General features: G+C 53.1%; 14 protein-coding genes and 1 pseudogene. 10 read left to right on the top strand and 5 right to left on the bottom strand.

Annotated elements, in window-relative coordinates; translation table 11 throughout:
- Positions 1 to 43 precede the first annotated feature (43 nt).
- The 8 genes and pseudogenes from KNP85_RS02230 to KNP85_RS02265 all read left to right on the top strand — a co-directional run bounded on the left by KNP85_RS02230 (position 44) and on the right by KNP85_RS02265 (position 7976).
- Complete coding sequence (locus tag KNP85_RS02230; RefSeq protein WP_021066432.1) at positions 44 to 1333, top strand: nucleotide sugar dehydrogenase; 1290 nt, start codon at positions 44 to 46, stop codon at positions 1331 to 1333.
- A 16-nt stretch (positions 1334 to 1349) separates the two neighbouring features.
- A complete protein-coding gene (locus tag KNP85_RS02235; protein WP_021066433.1) occupies positions 1350 to 2147 on the top strand; it encodes an ABC transporter permease in 798 nt (265 codons plus the stop codon).
- A gap of 7 nt (positions 2148 to 2154) precedes the next feature.
- Positions 2155 to 2931: pseudogene (gene tagH, locus KNP85_RS02240) on the top strand (teichoic acids export ABC transporter ATP-binding subunit TagH); the annotation flags it as partial.
- A gap of 80 nt (positions 2932 to 3011) precedes the next feature.
- Entirely contained in the window at positions 3012 to 4118 is a 1107-nt protein-coding gene (gene wecB / locus KNP85_RS02245) for a non-hydrolyzing UDP-N-acetylglucosamine 2-epimerase (RefSeq protein WP_021066435.1), read from the top strand.
- Positions 4119 to 4195: 77 nt separating this feature from the next.
- Complete coding sequence (locus tag KNP85_RS02250; protein ID WP_214756249.1) at positions 4196 to 4675, top strand: hypothetical protein; 480 nt, start codon at positions 4196 to 4198, stop codon at positions 4673 to 4675.
- Between the two features lie 24 nt (positions 4676 to 4699).
- Complete coding sequence (locus tag KNP85_RS02255) at positions 4700 to 6133, top strand: MBOAT family O-acyltransferase (RefSeq protein WP_214751580.1); 1434 nt, start codon at positions 4700 to 4702, stop codon at positions 6131 to 6133.
- Positions 6134 to 6151: 18 nt separating this feature from the next.
- Positions 6152 to 7393, top strand: a complete 1242-nt coding sequence (locus KNP85_RS02260; RefSeq protein ID WP_214801059.1) for a DHHW family protein — start codon at positions 6152 to 6154, stop codon at positions 7391 to 7393.
- Positions 7394 to 7472: 79 nt separating this feature from the next.
- Positions 7473 to 7976: a YdcF family protein gene (locus KNP85_RS02265; protein WP_214801061.1), complete on the top strand. Its 504-nt coding sequence runs from the start codon at positions 7473 to 7475 to the stop codon at positions 7974 to 7976.
- Positions 7977 to 8280: 304 nt separating this feature from the next.
- On the opposite strand, the gene chrA is transcribed toward KNP85_RS02265, so the two are convergent.
- Both chrA and KNP85_RS02275 read right to left on the bottom strand, forming a co-directional pair.
- Positions 8281 to 9465: a chromate efflux transporter gene (chrA, locus tag KNP85_RS02270; RefSeq protein ID WP_214801063.1), complete on the bottom strand. Its 1185-nt coding sequence runs from the start codon at positions 9463 to 9465 to the stop codon at positions 8281 to 8283.
- A gap of 5 nt (positions 9466 to 9470) precedes the next feature.
- Positions 9471 to 9779 (bottom strand): PadR family transcriptional regulator, encoded by a 309-nt coding sequence (locus KNP85_RS02275; RefSeq protein WP_021066441.1) that lies wholly within the window; start codon positions 9777 to 9779, stop codon positions 9471 to 9473.
- Positions 9780 to 9981: 202 nt separating this feature from the next.
- On the opposite strand from KNP85_RS02275, the gene KNP85_RS02280 reads away from it, so the two are divergent.
- Positions 9982 to 12666: an HD domain-containing phosphohydrolase gene (locus KNP85_RS02280; protein WP_353048903.1), complete on the top strand. Its 2685-nt coding sequence runs from the start codon at positions 9982 to 9984 to the stop codon at positions 12664 to 12666.
- 42 nt (positions 12667 to 12708) lie between these two features.
- On the opposite strand, the gene KNP85_RS02285 is transcribed toward KNP85_RS02280, so the two are convergent.
- Genes KNP85_RS02285 through KNP85_RS02295 form a run of 3 tightly spaced genes read right to left on the bottom strand, consistent with a single transcriptional unit; the run spans position 12709 to position 15873 of the window.
- Positions 12709 to 13809 (bottom strand): ABC transporter permease, encoded by a 1101-nt coding sequence (locus KNP85_RS02285; RefSeq protein ID WP_214801066.1) that lies wholly within the window; start codon positions 13807 to 13809, stop codon positions 12709 to 12711.
- Complete coding sequence (locus KNP85_RS02290) at positions 13796 to 14935, bottom strand: ABC transporter permease (RefSeq protein WP_251136188.1); 1140 nt, start codon at positions 14933 to 14935, stop codon at positions 13796 to 13798. Before KNP85_RS02290 ends, KNP85_RS02285 begins: the two co-directional genes overlap by 14 nt.
- Before the next feature lie 5 nt (positions 14936 to 14940).
- Positions 14941 to 15873 carry an ABC transporter ATP-binding protein gene (locus tag KNP85_RS02295; RefSeq protein WP_214756255.1) on the bottom strand — a complete coding sequence of 311 codons (933 nt, stop codon included), beginning with the start codon at positions 15871 to 15873 and terminating at the stop codon, positions 14941 to 14943.
- A gap of 146 nt (positions 15874 to 16019) precedes the next feature.
- Here KNP85_RS02295 and KNP85_RS02300 point away from each other — a divergent pair, with 146 nt between their 5' ends.
- Positions 16020 to 16418, top strand: a complete 399-nt coding sequence (locus tag KNP85_RS02300) for a hypothetical protein (protein WP_214799265.1) — start codon at positions 16020 to 16022, stop codon at positions 16416 to 16418.
- Positions 16419 to 16471 lie beyond the last annotated feature (53 nt).

Here is a 16471-nt window from a genome sequence, read left to right on the forward strand (position 1 = left end):
TCGAGAAATCGCAGGGCACACACACACTTGGAGGTTACTACAAATGAAAGTATGTACAGTAGGTCTTGGGTATATTGGTTTGCCGACATCGGCAGTCTTCGCTAAATACGGCGTCGACGTCGTTGGGGTAGACATCTCTCAAAACGTCGTAGATAAATTGAACCGTGGTGAAATCCACATTGAAGAGCCAGGTCTCGGCGAAGTCGTCGCAGACGTCGTCGCGCAAGGCAAGTTCCGTGCGTCACTCTCACCGGAGAAAGCGGACGCATTCATCATCGCTGTCCCGACACCAAATAATGATGACGAGCACAAGTCGTGCGACCTCACATACGTCTTGGACGCGACACGTAAAGTCCTTCCATTCGTCGAGAAAGGCAACGTCATCATCGTCGAGTCGACGATCGCTCCACGTACGATGGACGATTTCGTCAAGCCACTCGTCGAAGAAGCTGGATTCGTCGTCGGCGAAGACATCTTCCTCGTTCACTGCCCAGAGCGTGTCCTTCCTGGACAAATCTTGCATGAGCTCGTGCACAACAACCGCATCGTCGGCGGCATCACGCCTGCTTGTGCGGAAGCTGGCGCACGCGTCTACGGCACATTCGTCGAAGGCGAAATCGTCAAGACGGACGCGAAGACGGCTGAAATGTCTAAACTCATGGAGAACACGTTCCGTGACGTCAACATCGCCCTCGCGAACGAACTCGCTAAAGTTTGTAACGACCTCGATATCAACGTCCTCGACGTCATCGAAATGGCAAACAAACACCCGCGCGTCAACTTGCATAGCCCAGGTCCTGGCGTCGGTGGTCACTGCCTCGCGGTCGACCCATACTTCATCGTCGCGAAGTCACCTGACCTCGCTCAAATCATCAACTTGTCGCGTGAGACGAACGTCTCAATGCCAGCCTACGTGGCCGACAACGTCGAGAAGCTCGTTGCGGGCATCGAAGACGCGAAAGTCGCTGTCTTCGGCGTGACGTACAAAGGAAACGTCGACGACATGCGTGAAAGCCCAGCTGTCGACATCTGTGAGCTCTTGCTCGACCGTGGCGTGAACATCTCGGTTCATGATGGTCACGTCGAGAAGTCGACATCGAGCCGTTTCGACCTCGTCTCGAAAGAAGAAGCGATCGCAGGCGCGGACCTCGTCCTCGTCCTCGTCGACCACAACGAGTTCAAGACACTCGATTTCGCTGAACTCAGCGGAGCGATGCGTCGTCCGATGATCTTTGATACGCGCAACATCGTGAAGCCAGCTGGCGAAGATGTGGCAGTCGTTAACTACGGCAACTTGTACAAATTTACAAAGGAAACGAATCTCGTACGTTGATTCAAGGTGAATTCACATGTTTAAATCCGCGAAAGCTATTCTTTCAGAACTGCAGTCGAGTAAGTATCTGATCATGCGTCTCGCGACGTATGAGACGAAGAGCAACTATTCAATGCAGTACCTCGGATTTTTATGGGAATTCGTCACGCCATTGCTGCAAATCGCAGTCTATTGGTTTGTATTTGGATTTGGTATTCGAAGCGGCAGGCCGATTGATGGCGTGCCGTTTCTGCCATGGCTCGTTGCAGGGATTGTCGTCTGGTTCTTTATTGCCGCGGCAATCACTTCTACGGCTCGGTCTGTCTATTCGAAGATTGGGTTAGTTTCCAAGATGAGCTTTCCAATCTCAACGATTCCTGCTTACGTCCTGTTATCGTTGTTTTATCGCCATGCCATTTTAGTGGCGGTATCCTACGTGTTAATGTGGGCGTTCGGCTATCCGATGGGGCTCCATTCGCTTTGGTTCATATACTTGGCGATCAGTGCTCTTGCCTTACTTTACTCGCTAGCGTTAATCACGTCCGCACTGACGACCATCGTGCGCGACTTACAAAACTTACTGCAATCGCTCATGCGAATGCTCATGTACTTGACGCCGATTTTTTGGGTTCCGACCGGCCGTCTCGCAGAGGTTCTTCAAATCAACCCGTTGTACTATTTGATTGAAGGGTATCGTTCGATGTTCCTCGGGACCGATTGGCTCGCGAACAACTGGGCGTATGGTCTCTACTATTGGGCGATCGTGCTCGTCCTCTTCTTTGTCGGTTCGATGATCCATATGCGCTTCCGTCGATATTTCATCGATTACATTTGAGGAGGCTATCATGTACCAAGTTAAATTTGAGAACGTGTCAAAACGTTATACGTTATACAACAAGCCGACCGACAAATTGAAGGAGATTTTCCTCAATAAAACGAACGGCAAGCAATTCTACGCACTCCGGAACGTCACGTTTGAAGTGCCGCCGGGCGAAGTCGTCGGCATCATCGGCATCAACGGGTCAGGGAAATCGACGATGTCGAACCTGCTCGCGGATGTCATGCCGCCAACCCATGGTCAAATCGAGCTGAAAGGCAAGACGGCGCTCATTGCGATCTCGTCTGGCCTGAACGGGAACTTGACCGGGATGGAGAATATCGAATTAAAAGGGCTCATGCTCGGGATGACGAAACATGAGATTGCCGAATTGACGCCAGAAATCATTGATTTCGCCGATATCGGTGACTTCATTCATCAACCCGTCAAGACGTATTCGAGCGGGATGAAATCACGCCTCGGATTTGCGATTTCGATTAACATCGATCCGGACATCCTCGTCATCGATGAGGCGCTCTCGGTCGGGGACCAAACGTTCACCGACAAGTGTCTCGCCAAGATGAACGAGTTCAAGGATCAAGGTAAGACGATTTTCTTCATCAGCCACTCCGTGTCTCAAGTCCGACAGTTCTGTACGCTCGGACTTTGGCTCGAGTTCGGTGAGGTCCGTGAGTACGGACCGGTCGAAGAAGTCGCGCGTGAATATAACAAGTTTTTAAAATGGTTCCGTAACTTATCAAAAGATCAGCAAGACACGTTTAAAGCGGATAAGTTGAAACGCCGGACAACCGTTGTCGAATCTACAGAGCTCGGCGAGACGTATATCTTGCCGCCGCTCACAGAAGAGGAGTTAGCGAATCGATGAAAAAAGTAATGACTGTCTTCGGGACACGCCCAGAAGCGATTAAAATGGCACCACTCGTTCTTGAGTTAAAGAAACGTGAAGGGGTCGAACCAATCGTCGTCGTCACGGCGCAGCACCGTCAAATGCTTGACCAAGTGCTCGAGTTGTTCGAAATCAAGCCAGACTACGATTTGGATATCATGAAAGACAAGCAAACGTTGTATGACGTGACGTCACGCGTCCTCAAAGGAATGGGAGAAGTCATCGCTGAAACGAAGCCGGACATCGTCCTCGTCCATGGTGACACGACGACGACGTTCGCGGCCTCGCTCGCGGCGTTCTACAACCAAACTGCGGTCGGGCACGTCGAAGCCGGTCTTCGCACGTACAACAAGTACTCGCCATTCCCAGAAGAGATGAACCGTCAGCTCACAGGCGTCATGGCCGACCTTCACTTCGCACCGACGGAAACGTCGAAAGAGAATTTGCTTCGTGAAGGCAAGCCGGAAGACAAAATTTTCGTCACCGGCAATACGGCAATCGACGCACTCAAAACGACGGTCCGCGAGGACTACTCGAACGAGTTGCTCGATTCAATCCGTGAATCGGGACGCCGTCTCGTCTTACTCACGGCCCACCGCCGCGAGAACCTCGGCGAGCCGATGCGCAACATGTTCCGCGCTGTGCGCCGTTTGATTGAGAAGTACGACGATATCGAAGTCGTCTATCCGGTCCACATGAACCCGGTCGTGCGCGAACTCGCCAACGAGATTTTGCACGATATCGACCGTGTCCACTTGATTGAACCGCTCGACGTCTTTGACTTCCACAACTATGCATCGATTTCGCACTTGATCCTCACGGACTCGGGCGGCGTGCAAGAAGAAGCACCGTCACTCGGTGTTCCAGTCCTCGTCCTTCGTGACACGACGGAACGTCCGGAAGGCGTGGCCGCTGGTACGTTGAAACTCGCTGGTGTCGAGGAAGAAGTCATCTTCGGTCTTGCCGATGAGCTTCTCTCGGACGCAACGGCTTACGAGAAGATGTCGAAAGCCTCGAACCCATACGGTGACGGGGAAGCGTCACGTCGCATCGTCGACGCTATTTTGGCAACAGACTTCTAATAACTTAATGTAAAAGAATAAGAGTTGTCTCGTACATGCGTACGGCAACTCTTTTCTTATAAAACGGAGGAAACGATATGGCAGTCAAAAGAATCCGCCCTGCGATTTATCATTATTATCCGCGTGGTTACCAGAAGGATCACTTACGGATGCGCGAAGAAGGGTATAAGACAGAGGTTACGTTCATGCCGGAGAGTGAGTCCGACTCGATTTACGTGCAACTGTTCGATTTGAAATTCGAGATTCCGCCGTCGCAAATGTTTTTGCCGGACGCGCAGATGGACCCTTGCCAAACGATTGGCCTCGATACGCATATTCACGTGCTCAGTGACAAGCCCGTGAAGCTCGAGATGTATTTCATGCAGTATACGAAGAAAGAACGCGTCTCGAATAAACGCTTCAAGTTGACGCTCAACCCGGGCGACAACCACATCGAGGAGTCGATTCCTCAAGTCGAAGGGGCAGAGTACTTCAAACTCTCTTACAAATATGTGATTGAGACGACGGAGCCTCAGACGATTCGACTCGATGATCTATACCTCTCGTTTGAGGAGTAATCTTGTAGGAAGGGACTAACTGATATGCTATTTAGTTCAACCGTCTTTTTATTTTATTTCTTGCCGATTGTACTCGGCCTGTACTTTATCTCACCGCGTCCCATTAAAAACACGATTTTGCTCGTCGCGAGTCTGTTTTTCTACGCCTGGGGTGAACCGCGATTTGTATTGATTATGCTTGCGTCGATCGCGATGAACTATGTCTTCGGACTGCTCGTCGACCGCGACCGTCATCATGAAAAGAAAATCAAGCTATGGATGACACTCATGGTGCTCGGGAACCTCGGGATGCTTGGGGTGTTCAAATATGCGAGCTTCTTCGTCGAGAACGTCAACAGCGTGCTCGGTTTCTCGTTGAACGACCCGGAAATCCCGCTCCCGCTCGGTATCTCGTTCTTCACGTTCCAAGCGATGAGTTACGTCATCGACGTGTATCGCAAGGACGGGCAAGTCCAACGCAACATCTTTGACTTGGCCTTATACGTCTCGTTCTTCCCGCAATTGATTGCCGGACCGATTGTCCGCTATCAAACGGTCGCCGATGAGATTGTCGACCGTCGTGAGACGATTGATGACTTCGTGTCTGGGATTCAGCGCTTCGTCATCGGTCTCGGGAAGAAAATGATTTTAGCGAACAGCGCTGGCTACGTCGCTGACCAGATTTTTGGTATGCCGGCCGGAGAGATGTCGACAACACTCGCCTGGATCGGGATTATCGCCTATTCGCTCCAAATTTACTTCGATTTCTCAGGTTATTCAGATATGGCCATCGGGCTAGGGCGTATGTTTGGGTTCCACTTCTTAGAGAACTTTAACTACCCGTATATCTCTCGTTCTGTTTCGGAGTTTTGGCGCAGATGGCATATGTCACTCGGTAGCTGGTTCCGTGACTACGTCTATATCCCGCTCGGCGGAAATCGCCAAGGCGAATGGAAGACGTACCGCAACTTGGCTGTCGTCTGGTTCTTGACTGGGATTTGGCACGGGGCGAGCTGGACGTTTATCGCCTGGGGTGTATACTATGGGGTATTCATCATGCTCGAACGTGCATTCCTCGGGAAATGGTTGAAGGCGATGCCGTCTTGGCTGTCGCTGTCATTCACGTTGTTCGTCGTCATTATTGGTTGGGTCTTCTTCCGAGCTGACGATTTCCCGTATGCGATTGCTTACTTGCAGACGATGTTCGGCCTTCACGGCGGACCGCTGTTCGATCAACAAGCACTCTACTACTTGGTCCAATATGGGGTCGTACTCTTGGTCGCCATCATTGCGGCCACACCGATTCCACGTATCGTCGTCGGGAAGTTCTTGAGTCAAGAACTCGATGACACGAAAACGACGGCGACCCGCCGAATCGTCGGGCTCGTCCGGGTGAGCGGTGTGCTCGTGCTCTTCTTCTTGTCGATTTCGTATATCGTATCGAGCACGTTCAACCCGTTCATCTACTTCCGCTTCTAAAGAGAAAGGAGCAATATGATGCAGAAGCCATTAGATTCTAGAAAACCTAGCCCGCGGCCGATTGAGAAAAAGCCGAAAGGGCTCGAACAATCCTGGTTCGCCGATTTTCTGTTGCTCGGTGTCTTTTTAGGAGTGATTTTCCTCGGACTGGCCACGTATTGGTTCGGTCAGGATCGGGAAGTATCGGTACTAGAAGGACGTCAGCTCGCGCAACAGCCGGACGTCTCGGTCAGTGCCGTGCGGGATGGTTCTTACATGGAAGAGTTCGAAAGCTACTCGAGCGACCAAGTGTTTCAACGTGACCGTTGGATGGGTCTGCAGGCAGGCTTCCAAAAGAACGTCTTCCAACAAAAAATCAATAACGGGGTACTCGCCCTCGACAATGGGGTGCTCATCGGTCCTGATGAGCCTGTACGCGGGTTCGATAACATGAAGCGTCTGTTCCCTGAGTTCGGGGCAGCGATGCAAGAACAGGATGTCCCGGTCTACTTCGCGTCCGCGCCGAGTAAACCGGTCCATGCGGCGCAAAACGAGATGATTCCGGACTACGTCATCAGTGGTGACTTAGAGAGCCGCGGCAATCTCCATGACGCGGTCGATGGGGCCGACTTTGAGCTCATCGACCTCGGAGAGACGCTCTTTGAGCAGCCGATGGAAGACATCTATTTCTATAACGATCACCACTGGAACGTGCAAGGCGCATTCCTCGGGTATCAGCAAATCATCGAGCGGCTCCAACAGGACTATGAGGACGTGCCAAAATTAGAGGCGTCCGACATGGAGACGTTCAAAATCGAGCAGCCTTACTACGGCTCATACGCTCGTGAGATTTCCCTTCCATACGTCGAGAAGCTCGACTACTTGGAGTGGATGGAACCGAAAGACGGTTTCACGACCGAGGTATGCCGGAACGGGGATGATTGCGGTCATTCGGTCATCGCCCGCGAAGAAGCGGAAGAGACGAACCGATTCGCTGATTTCTATAAAGTGTTCATGAAAGACAACTACGGACAGTTGCGCATCGAGCAGAAAGATCCGGTCAACGACTTGCATGTGCTCGTCTTGAAGGATTCATATGCGAACCCGGTGCTCGGCTTCCTCGGGGAGTCGTTCGGAACGGTGTCGGCGATTGACGTCCGCTACGCGGAAGGCAAAGTCGATATCACGGACTACGTCGAAGAGAACGATGTCGACCTCGTCTTGTTCATGCATAACGACCGCATCTCTGGTATGTCTGGGGATTATGAAGATAGCTTTTAACAAACTGCCAATCATCCACGCGATGATTGGCTTTTTTTGACGAGAACTCGCTATACTAACAAGTAGGCAGGTGAGAGAGATGAAACGACGAACCGCCGACGGGACGTATCGGTACGTCCTCGTCCTCGGCGCCAAAGTGAATGGCATCCGACCATCGAGCGCTTTGCGCTATCGAATTGAAGCAGCCGCTGCCTATGCGAACCAGTATCCGCACGTCGAACTGATCGCTTCCGGCGGACAAGGTCCCGATGAAGGGATGGCGGAAGCGCGCGTCATTGCCCGGGAATTAATGGCCCGAGGGATTGACGAGACCCGAATCCATATCGAGGCGGAGTCGACGTCGACGGTGGAGAACTTTCAGTTGAGCCGCCCGATTTGGGACGGCGCGCCCGGGCTGACCATCGTCACGAACGACTTCCACGTCAGACGGGCCCGACTCGTCGGGCGGCTGTATTTTGGTCTATCGACCGACGCGCTCTATGCGAAGACGCCGACGGCCACGAAACTGAAATACGTCGCCCGCGAACAGCTGGCGTACGTGAAACTGTTCATCAACTATATGCGCTGGAAATGGCGAGCATGACAAAAGGGACTTCAGCGCGAAGTCCCTTCGTCTATGACCAATCCAATCTTATGCGCTCATCCTCTCGGCGCCTTCGCTTTCCTAGGGCGAGCAGGGAGCCGCATCGCTTAACGCTGCTGGGTCTCCCTTTGCTCGCTGATTCCTTAGGAGTCTCCGGCGCCGTCGGATGGACGACGCGAGTACCTGCCATTTGGTAACCGTTTATGATGTGTTAAGGTGTCCACAAATAAAAAGACGAACTAATTCGCAATAAGCGATTAGTTCGTCGACTTCCTAAAGGACTTCGTCATGAAGTCCTTTTATATTATAACGTACCAATCATCATCCCACCGATGACGCCGACGATGACGAGCGCCCACGGCGGCATCTTCCAATACGCGATCATGGCGAACAAGAAGGCGGCGAAGACGAAATCGACCGCACCGTTGACGGTACTTGTGAAAATCGGCTGATAGAACGCCGCAATCAAAATCCCGACGACGGCGGCGTTAACCCCGATGAGTGCGCCCGCGACTTTTGGGTTGCGACGGAGCGCATCCCAAAATGGCAAGGCACCGAGAATCAACAGGAACGCCGGCAAGAAGATGGCGACCGTCGCGAGCAGTCCGCCCGGCACACCATTGATGACCGTCCCGAGGTAAGACGCGAACGTGAAGAGCGGTCCCGGTACGGCTTGGGCGGCCCCGTAACCGGCGAGGAACGCTTCTTCGCTCAAGAAACCGGTCGGTACGAGCTCACGCTCGAGCAGCGGCAAGACGACGTGACCACCACCGAAGACGAGCGCTCCGGCCCGATAAAAGCTATCGAACAAGGCAATCGATTGACTTTCAATCGTCTCACGCATGATCGGCAAGATGACGAGCAACGCACCGAACAGACCGAGCAGCGTCGCCCCGAGTCGTTTCGAGAGCGGGAACGACGCCGATTTGACGTCCAAGTTGTTCGGTTTGAATAGCAAGAAGCCGGCCAGACCGGCGAGCAAGATGACGAGCACTTGGCTATAGGCGGTTTGCCATAACAGCACGCCGGCGAGCGCGAAGAACGCGATTGTGCGGGTCTTCGCATCCGGAGTTAATTTGCCGGCCATACCGAGAATGGCGTGGGCGACGATGGCGACGGCGACGACTTTCAATCCATAGAGCCAGCCGGCATCGGAGACGTCGAGTCCTGAGACGAGCAAGGCGAATAAGATGAGGGCGATGACGGACGGTGATGTGAAGCCGATGAACGACGTGATCCCGCCGAGAATCCCACCTCGGACGATACCAATCCCGATCCCGACCTGACTACTGGCTGGGCCAGGTAAGAACTGACAGAGGGCGACGAGGTCGGCGTAGGCGCGTTCGTCCATCCATTTGCGGCGACGGACGTACTCCTCATGGAAGTAGCCGAGGTGGGCGACCGGTCCGCCGAACGACGTCAGCCCAAGTCGGGTCGAGACGAATAAAATCTCTAGTAACGTCTTGAACGTTACCCGTTGTTTAGACATGTGATTCACTCCTTAATCTCTTTAAATAGTTCGTACGCTTTTTGACGGGCTTCCGCCAACACGACGAGACCTTTTTCGGTCGTCGTATAGTTCTTCCGGATATGGCCTCCGACGAGTTCATTTGTCCGGACGAGCAGGCCATCCTGCTCCATCGTGTGTAAAATCGGGTAGAGCGTGCCGGCACTGATCGAGTAGCCGTGCTCTCGAAGTTCTTCGACCATCCACGCGCCATATACCGGATGTTCGGCGGCATGATGCAAGATGTGAATATGAATAAAGCCGAGGAACAGCTTGCGAAGGACGCGGTCTTCCACGTACATCATCTCCTTGAAATCGATTTTCGATATCGGATGTCGAAATCAGTGTAACAACCTAAGCAAATTTATGCAACCGTCGAACGTGTACCTTTACAAAAACTTCATGTAACCGATTCACAAGAATCGATTCGGCAAATATAGGGAATTCATAAAAAATGAGGTAAACTGAATAATAGAAGTAAGCAGAGGAGGAACCGACGTGGCAGACCTAGACCAAACCAAATTCCAATCCTTGTTGCGCCATATGCCCCAAGGCTACGTCGAATTTAAAGTGCTCTACGATGAGGCGGGGGAGCCCGTCGATTACGAGTTCCATGAAGTGAACGAGGCGTTCGAGCGCATCATGAAGGCGAAGCGCGAACACTTTCTCGGGGGGCGCATCACCGACAAGTTGAAAGACTTTGAGTACAGCGAACGGGAGTGGATCGTCCAAGTCGCACGGGCCGTGGATAGTGGGGAAGCGATCACGTTCGAACATTTCTCCCGCCGCAACAAGGCTTGGTATGAGTTGTCCGTGTTCAGTGAACGTCCGGGGTACGTGTCGACGTTGTTCCATGACATTACGCCACACGTCCAAGAGAACAATGCACTGAAGCAACTCGTCAACGTGTCACACCGGTTCGTCACGACCGGGCGCGAACTATTGATGAACCAACATTTTCTCGATCAGATTCGTGGTTTCACCGGGGCCAAGGCCGTGACACTCAATCTAGTCGATGACGATGGCAATACGTACTCGACCGTTGCCTTGTCGGGAATCGATGAGCTGCTCGAACGCAGTCTCGACGTGCTCGGCTTCCATCCGGTCGGACGAAAATGGCCGATGAGTCCAAAACGATTGAAGTTGTTAGAAGCGCCGAGCCCGATTATCTTCGACGATATTTTACCGCTCGTCGAAGGTGTGCTGCCGAAGCGGCTCATCAAAAATATTTTGCGTATCTTTGACCTCGGTCAAGTCATCTTATTCAAAATCGAGAAGGATGGCGTATTTTATGGAGATTTGACGATCGTCATGCAAGGAAATAAACAAGCGAGCCGGCTCGGTCTCGTTGAGTTGTACATCGTGCACATCCTTGAACAGATGACGAAAGCAGACCGGCAAATCGGAGATGCGAAAGAATCGATGTTCGAAGGGTTTGCGACTGTCGATTTGGAATGCATCATGTCTTATAAAAATCATGAAATTTTCCATTTGAACGTGGCTTGGGAGCGCGTGCTCGGGTTTCCACTCGAAGAGCTCGAGAATATGGACTTCACGAGCCTCGTCCATCCCGATGACGTCGAGAAGACGAATGAAGCGTTCGCCTTGCTTGAGGAAGGGCAAGACATCTTCCGCTTTATCAACCGATACCGGACCGTCGACGGGGACTATCGCTCAATCGAATGGCATTCAAAGGCACAAGGCAATTATATATATGCCGTCGCCAAAGACGTGACGGAGCGGGTCCAGCTCGAGGAAGAACTCGCCGAGCGGGACCGTTTGCTCACGAAACTATCGGATCAAGTCCCTGGTGCCATCTATCAGTTTGAGCGCCGACCGGACGGCAGTTTCCATTTTCCGTTCTTTAGCCGAGGATTCGAAGTGTTGACCGGGATCACATTCGAGGAGATGAAGGACGGCCCGGAGCTCGTGTTCTCGAAGATTCATCCCGATGACTACCCGAACGTGATGGCGAGTATCGAGGCGTCGTATGAGAATTTGACGATTTGGGACGCGGAGTTCCGTGTCATCACACCGGACGGGGGGACGACGTGGATTTTAGGATCGTCGCGTCCAGAGAAGCTCGGTGAAGGTCACGTCCTCTGGCACGGCTATATCGGCGATGTGACCGAGAAGAAAAAATATGAGATGGAAATCGAATACTTGAGTTATCACGATCAATTGACCGGGGTAAAAAATCGTCGATATTTCGATGAGGCTCTGATCACATACGACGAACCATGCTATTATCCGCTCGCTTTGATTGTCGTTGATATTAACGGATTAAAGTTGACGAATGACGCGTTTGGTCATCTTGTCGGGGACCGTTTGTTGATTGAAGCGACGATGACGCTCAAGCGTGAAATTCGTGGCAAGGATACGGTCGCTCGAATCGGAGGCGATGAGTTCGTCATCATCATGCCGAACACGTCGCGCGACGAGGCAATTCTTTTATCAGAACGCTTGAGTCAGCTGTTTCACGATAAAGCAATCGAAGGCTTGCCAATCTCGGCGTCGTTTGGGGAAGCGGTGAAAGTCGACGACTCGCTTTCCATTTCCGAAGTGTTCAACTTGGCCGAAGATCGAATGTACCACCATAAGGTATCCGAGAAACAGAGCCGGCGACATTACTCGATTCAACTCATCATGCGGACGCTTTATGAGAAGATTCCGCGCGAGGAGGCCCATTCACAGCGCGTTGCCGAATTGTCACGACAACTGGGGCAAGCGATGAACTTCACGAGCGCCGAAGTGAACGAGCTCGTTACGGCCGCAACGCTTCACGATATCGGCAAGGTTGCGATTAGTAATGAGATTTTAGACAAGCCTGGGATGTTGACTGAGGCGGAATGGCGTGAAATCAAACGTCATCCCGAAGTGAGTTATAACATCTTGAGCACGGTGCCGGAGTATGGGCCACTATCCGAGATTGTACTCGCCCATCATGAGCGGTGGGACGGGAAAGGATATCCGAAAGGGATCAGCGGCGAGCAGATTCCGCTCGCGGCACGAATTATCTCGATTGCCGACACGTTCGACGTGATGGTGACGGGACGCCCGTACCGGAAAGCGAAGACGCTTGATGAGGCACTCGCGGTCATCGAAGAAGAAGCGGGCCGGCAGTTCGACCCTGAACTCGTCGAGGTGTTCTTCAAGAAAATCGTGCCGACGTTGCAGCGGTGATTGAAGCATTAGAAAAAGGAGAGCCATCGCGGCTCTCCTTTTTCATGTGAGCGGTCGCTTCTTCAACGCCCAGGCGATGAGGAGGAAGATGACGAGCGCCATCCCGAGCAATATGAGGACCGAGTTGACCGGGAAACGGTCCTCATACATCTGGGCGACCCCGTAGTTGAACCAATACGTCGGCAAGAAGCGCCCGACGACTTGGAGCGTCTCCGGAAGCCACGTCAGACTGATGAAGGCGCCTCCGGTGATGGCCGCTGCCATCGTCACGGACGTCTGCCAAATGTTCGCTTTCTCCCGATTCGTCGCGAGGATGGCGATGAGCGACCCGATGGCGAGACAGACGAACAAATAGACGATGAACAACAACGTCAGGACAGGCAGGTGAGCTAGAATGTCTTGTCGATAGAGCACGGCACTGAAGGCGAGCAACATGAGCACGTAGAGCAACCCGACCGCACAGAACGATACGAACAACAAACCGATGTAACGCCGCGGTGTGACCGGGGCGGCGAACAGGCGGGAATAGATTTTCTCGTCCTGGTCGTCGGCGACGAACAACGGGATGAACTGGAGAAAGGCCGACATCATGACGAACGACAGTAGACCGAGGAACGCCTGCGTTCGCGTCGTCGTCGCCACGCTCTGTTGAAACGGCTCGCTCGAGAGCGTATAGCCGTTCTCCGTCTCAAGATCGGCCAGTTCGTTGAAACGCTCTTCGTCAAAATCACTTGCAATCAGTAACTGCCGCTCACGAGACAGGTGCGAGTTGAGCGCTTGCTCGATCAACGCGGCGTCACTTCCTTCGGTCGCGCTGAACGAGAGACGCGGCGTCTCGCCATTCAAGAGCGCCTCGGTGAATCCGTCCGGAATCGTCAGGACGACGTCTTGTCCTTGCAGTAACGCTTCATCGGTCTCGTCCGTCTCGAGCGGTGTCACCGAACCGAACCGTCCCGCTTCTTCAATCACACGATTGGCGAGTGCCCCGCCATCCCGGTCGAGGATGCCGATGGAGGCGTTCAACGCCGACGTCGAGCTGAGGAAAGATAGAATCAAGGCGAAACCGAATACGGAGACGAACGTGAACACCCATAGCCCTTTTTTCCGCAGCATGCGCTTGGCGACATGTCTAAATAGCACCACGACGGTTCACCCCTTTCCAAAGCAAGAGACTGAGGACGGCGAACACGAGGAGATGCAAGGAGAGCCAACCAAGGCTCTGCCAAAACACGGCTGGATCCCCACCGCGCAGAAGCACCTGGAGCATGCCTTCCCGCATAAAGATCGGCATGAAGACGTATTGGGCCCACGGTGCCACGCTCAGCGTCACTTGATCGAAACCAGGGACGTAACCGCCGGAAAGGATCATGATGATGGCGACGAACCCGTTGACGATCGCATCTTTCGTACCGCGCGAGAGACGGGGCAGACTCGATACGAGAAAACCGAACGCGGTACCGTATAAGGCGAGGGCGAGCAAAGCGATAAACAAGAGCCCGAACTCGACATAATCGAGTGAGAAGCTGCGATAAACGAAGTGGCTGAACCAAAACACGAGCACGAGTTGCAGGAAGATGAGGGTGTATCGGCTCAAGCTGCGAGCCAGGCGATATTCGATCCGTTTGACGGGAGCGGCTTGAATCCGGAGATAACTCCCGGTCATCGGCTTCTCCTCACTGAGCATGCCGGTAATGTAGAATGCACCGAACAGTGCCGTCATGATGGAAATCGTGACGGTGAAATATTCGAGTGATGTCGGGGTCCGACCCGACAAATCGACGCTCTCGCTGTCGATGAACGTCGTGGGCTCGAACGGGGCGGAAACACCTGCCTCAGCGAGCATAATCTGCTGATTGGCGACGTCCGTATATTGCCGGAGAATGGCCTCGATGACGTCAAATTCGATTGTCGACGGTTCCTCGTACAGCAGACGGACGTCGGGACCGTCCAAATGGAGGATGACGTCGGCGTCGCCATCGTTCACGCCGGTTTCAGCAGCGGCGATACTATCGTACGGGACGAGATTGATGAATGCTTTGATGTCGTCGTCGGCGAGGAACGTCTCGAGCGGCACCCGGTAATCATCCGTCGACTGCTCGACGTAGGCGACATCCGTGACCGGGAGCGAGAAGTTGCTATTGAAGATGGCCGACAGCATCGTCCCGAGCCCGAAGATGAGAATGATTGGGAAGATGAGCATCCAAAACAAGGTCGAGCGGTCCCGCAGTTGCTGTTTGACATCATATTTGATGAACGTCCATAGTTTCATCGTCATCACTCCCTAAGTGTCTTACCGGTCAGCGCCAGGAAGACGGTATTCAAGGACGGACGGTCGACCGTGATCGAGGTGAAGCGAACCCGCTCGTCATGGAGGACGTCGAGCAGCGGGGCGAGCGGGGTGTCTTTCTCGAGTGACACGTCGAGGAACGGTTCCTCGTAATCGACTTTCTTCACCCGCTCGAGTGATTCGAGTCGTTCCAAGAGGCCCGGAGTGAGGGCGTCGACTTTGATGCGGGCCGTCTCGAGCGTCATGACTTGATCTTTCAGCTCATCTTGCGTGCCCTCGGCGATAATTCGTCCCTCATCGACGATGGCGACACGGTCGCAGAGCATCTCGACTTCCTCCATATAGTGGGACGTATAGATGATCGTCGCCCCGCGTCGATTCAACTCACGGATGTTCTCGAGGATGGTGTTGCGTGACTGCGGGTCGATGGCGACGGTCGGTTCATCCATAAAGATGAGTTCTGGTTCATGCACGATGCCGCAGGCGATGTTGAGACGACGAAGGAGCCCCCCGGACAGTTCCGGCGGACGTTTCTTTTGGTGCGCGGTGAGTTCGACGAAGTCGAGGGCGGCCACGGTCTTTTGTTTGGCCTCGGCCGGTTTGAACCCGTACAGCTCGGCGAAAAATTGAATGTTCTCGAACACCGTCAGCTGGTCGTACACGGAGACATGCTGCGGGACGATACCGACGCGCCGTTTAATCGTCTGCTCGTCTTTTGGCATCGAGTGGTCGAAAATACGGATGGTACCGCTGTCGGCAGGATATAAGTTCAGCATGACAGAAATGGCGGTCGTCTTTCCGGCCCCATTCGGTCCGAGCAAGCCGAACAGTTCACCGGCCTCGACGTGAAGTGAAAAGTCGTTCAAGGCAATTGTCTCACCGAACCGTTTCGTGACATGGTCGAGCGCGATGATAGACACATGGACGCAACTCCTTTCAAATCAGGAACGTGAAAAAGCATACAATGTTTTGTTCCCGTTTGCAGGAACTTCCGAACCCAATGACGAATGAATTATAATAGTCGAATTATTCAGACAATTAATGGAAGTTGAAGTGAGGGATCGCGATGAAAGGGTGGCAGTTCAACAAAGAAGAGTCGAGCGAGAAGTTTCCAGATGAGATGACGTGGGCGTTGTTTTGTACGGTCGAGCCGAAACGGATGGATACGACACTCCCGTTTTATTATGACGAGTCGGTGTTCCGTTTCTCGAACGGGACGGAGTCATTTTATTTTAAAATCTCCCCGAGCTACCACGAGTTCGAGGTGAACGTCAAGGACGCGTCGGGGGAGTTGTTGTACTATCAGCTGCTGCGAACGGTCGGGAAAGTCGAGGTGCTCGAGGATCGCCGCGATCACGGCGAACTGTTGATCGTCATGAACGAGGACCGGAACCGCACGGTGACGACGATTGAGTTGACCGTCCGACCACGTTTCCGGGTTCTTGTCAAAGAGCATTACGTTTGAATTTTCCTCAGAGTGGTACATGAATTAGACATGATACCACGAGGAGGAGATTC

The organism is Exiguobacterium sp. s194, assembly GCF_018618275.1.
Classification (GTDB): domain Bacteria; phylum Bacillota; class Bacilli; order Exiguobacteriales; family Exiguobacteriaceae; genus Exiguobacterium; species Exiguobacterium chiriqhucha.

Bases quoted from the DNA above. Each gene is read 5' to 3' on its own strand.
- KNP85_RS02230 (WP_021066432.1), top strand. From the start codon at position 44: ATGAAAGTATGTACAGTAGGTCTTGGGTATATTGGTTTGCCGACATCG.
- KNP85_RS02235 (WP_021066433.1), top strand. From the start codon at position 1,350: ATGTTTAAATCCGCGAAAGCTATTCTTTCAGAACTGCAGTCGAGTAAG.
- wecB (WP_021066435.1), top strand. From the start codon at position 3,012: ATGAAAAAAGTAATGACTGTCTTCGGGACACGCCCAGAAGCGATTAAA.
- KNP85_RS02250 (WP_214756249.1), top strand. From the start codon at position 4,196: ATGGCAGTCAAAAGAATCCGCCCTGCGATTTATCATTATTATCCGCGT.
- KNP85_RS02255 (WP_214751580.1), top strand. From the start codon at position 4,700: ATGCTATTTAGTTCAACCGTCTTTTTATTTTATTTCTTGCCGATTGTA.
- KNP85_RS02260 (WP_214801059.1), top strand. From the start codon at position 6,152: ATGCAGAAGCCATTAGATTCTAGAAAACCTAGCCCGCGGCCGATTGAG.
- KNP85_RS02265 (WP_214801061.1), top strand. From the start codon at position 7,473: ATGAAACGACGAACCGCCGACGGGACGTATCGGTACGTCCTCGTCCTC.
- chrA (WP_214801063.1), bottom strand. From the start codon at position 9,465: ATGTCTAAACAACGGGTAACGTTCAAGACGTTACTAGAGATTTTATTC.
- KNP85_RS02290 (WP_251136188.1), bottom strand. From the start codon at position 14,935: ATGAAACTATGGACGTTCATCAAATATGATGTCAAACAGCAACTGCGG.
- KNP85_RS02300 (WP_214799265.1), top strand. From the start codon at position 16,020: ATGAAAGGGTGGCAGTTCAACAAAGAAGAGTCGAGCGAGAAGTTTCCA.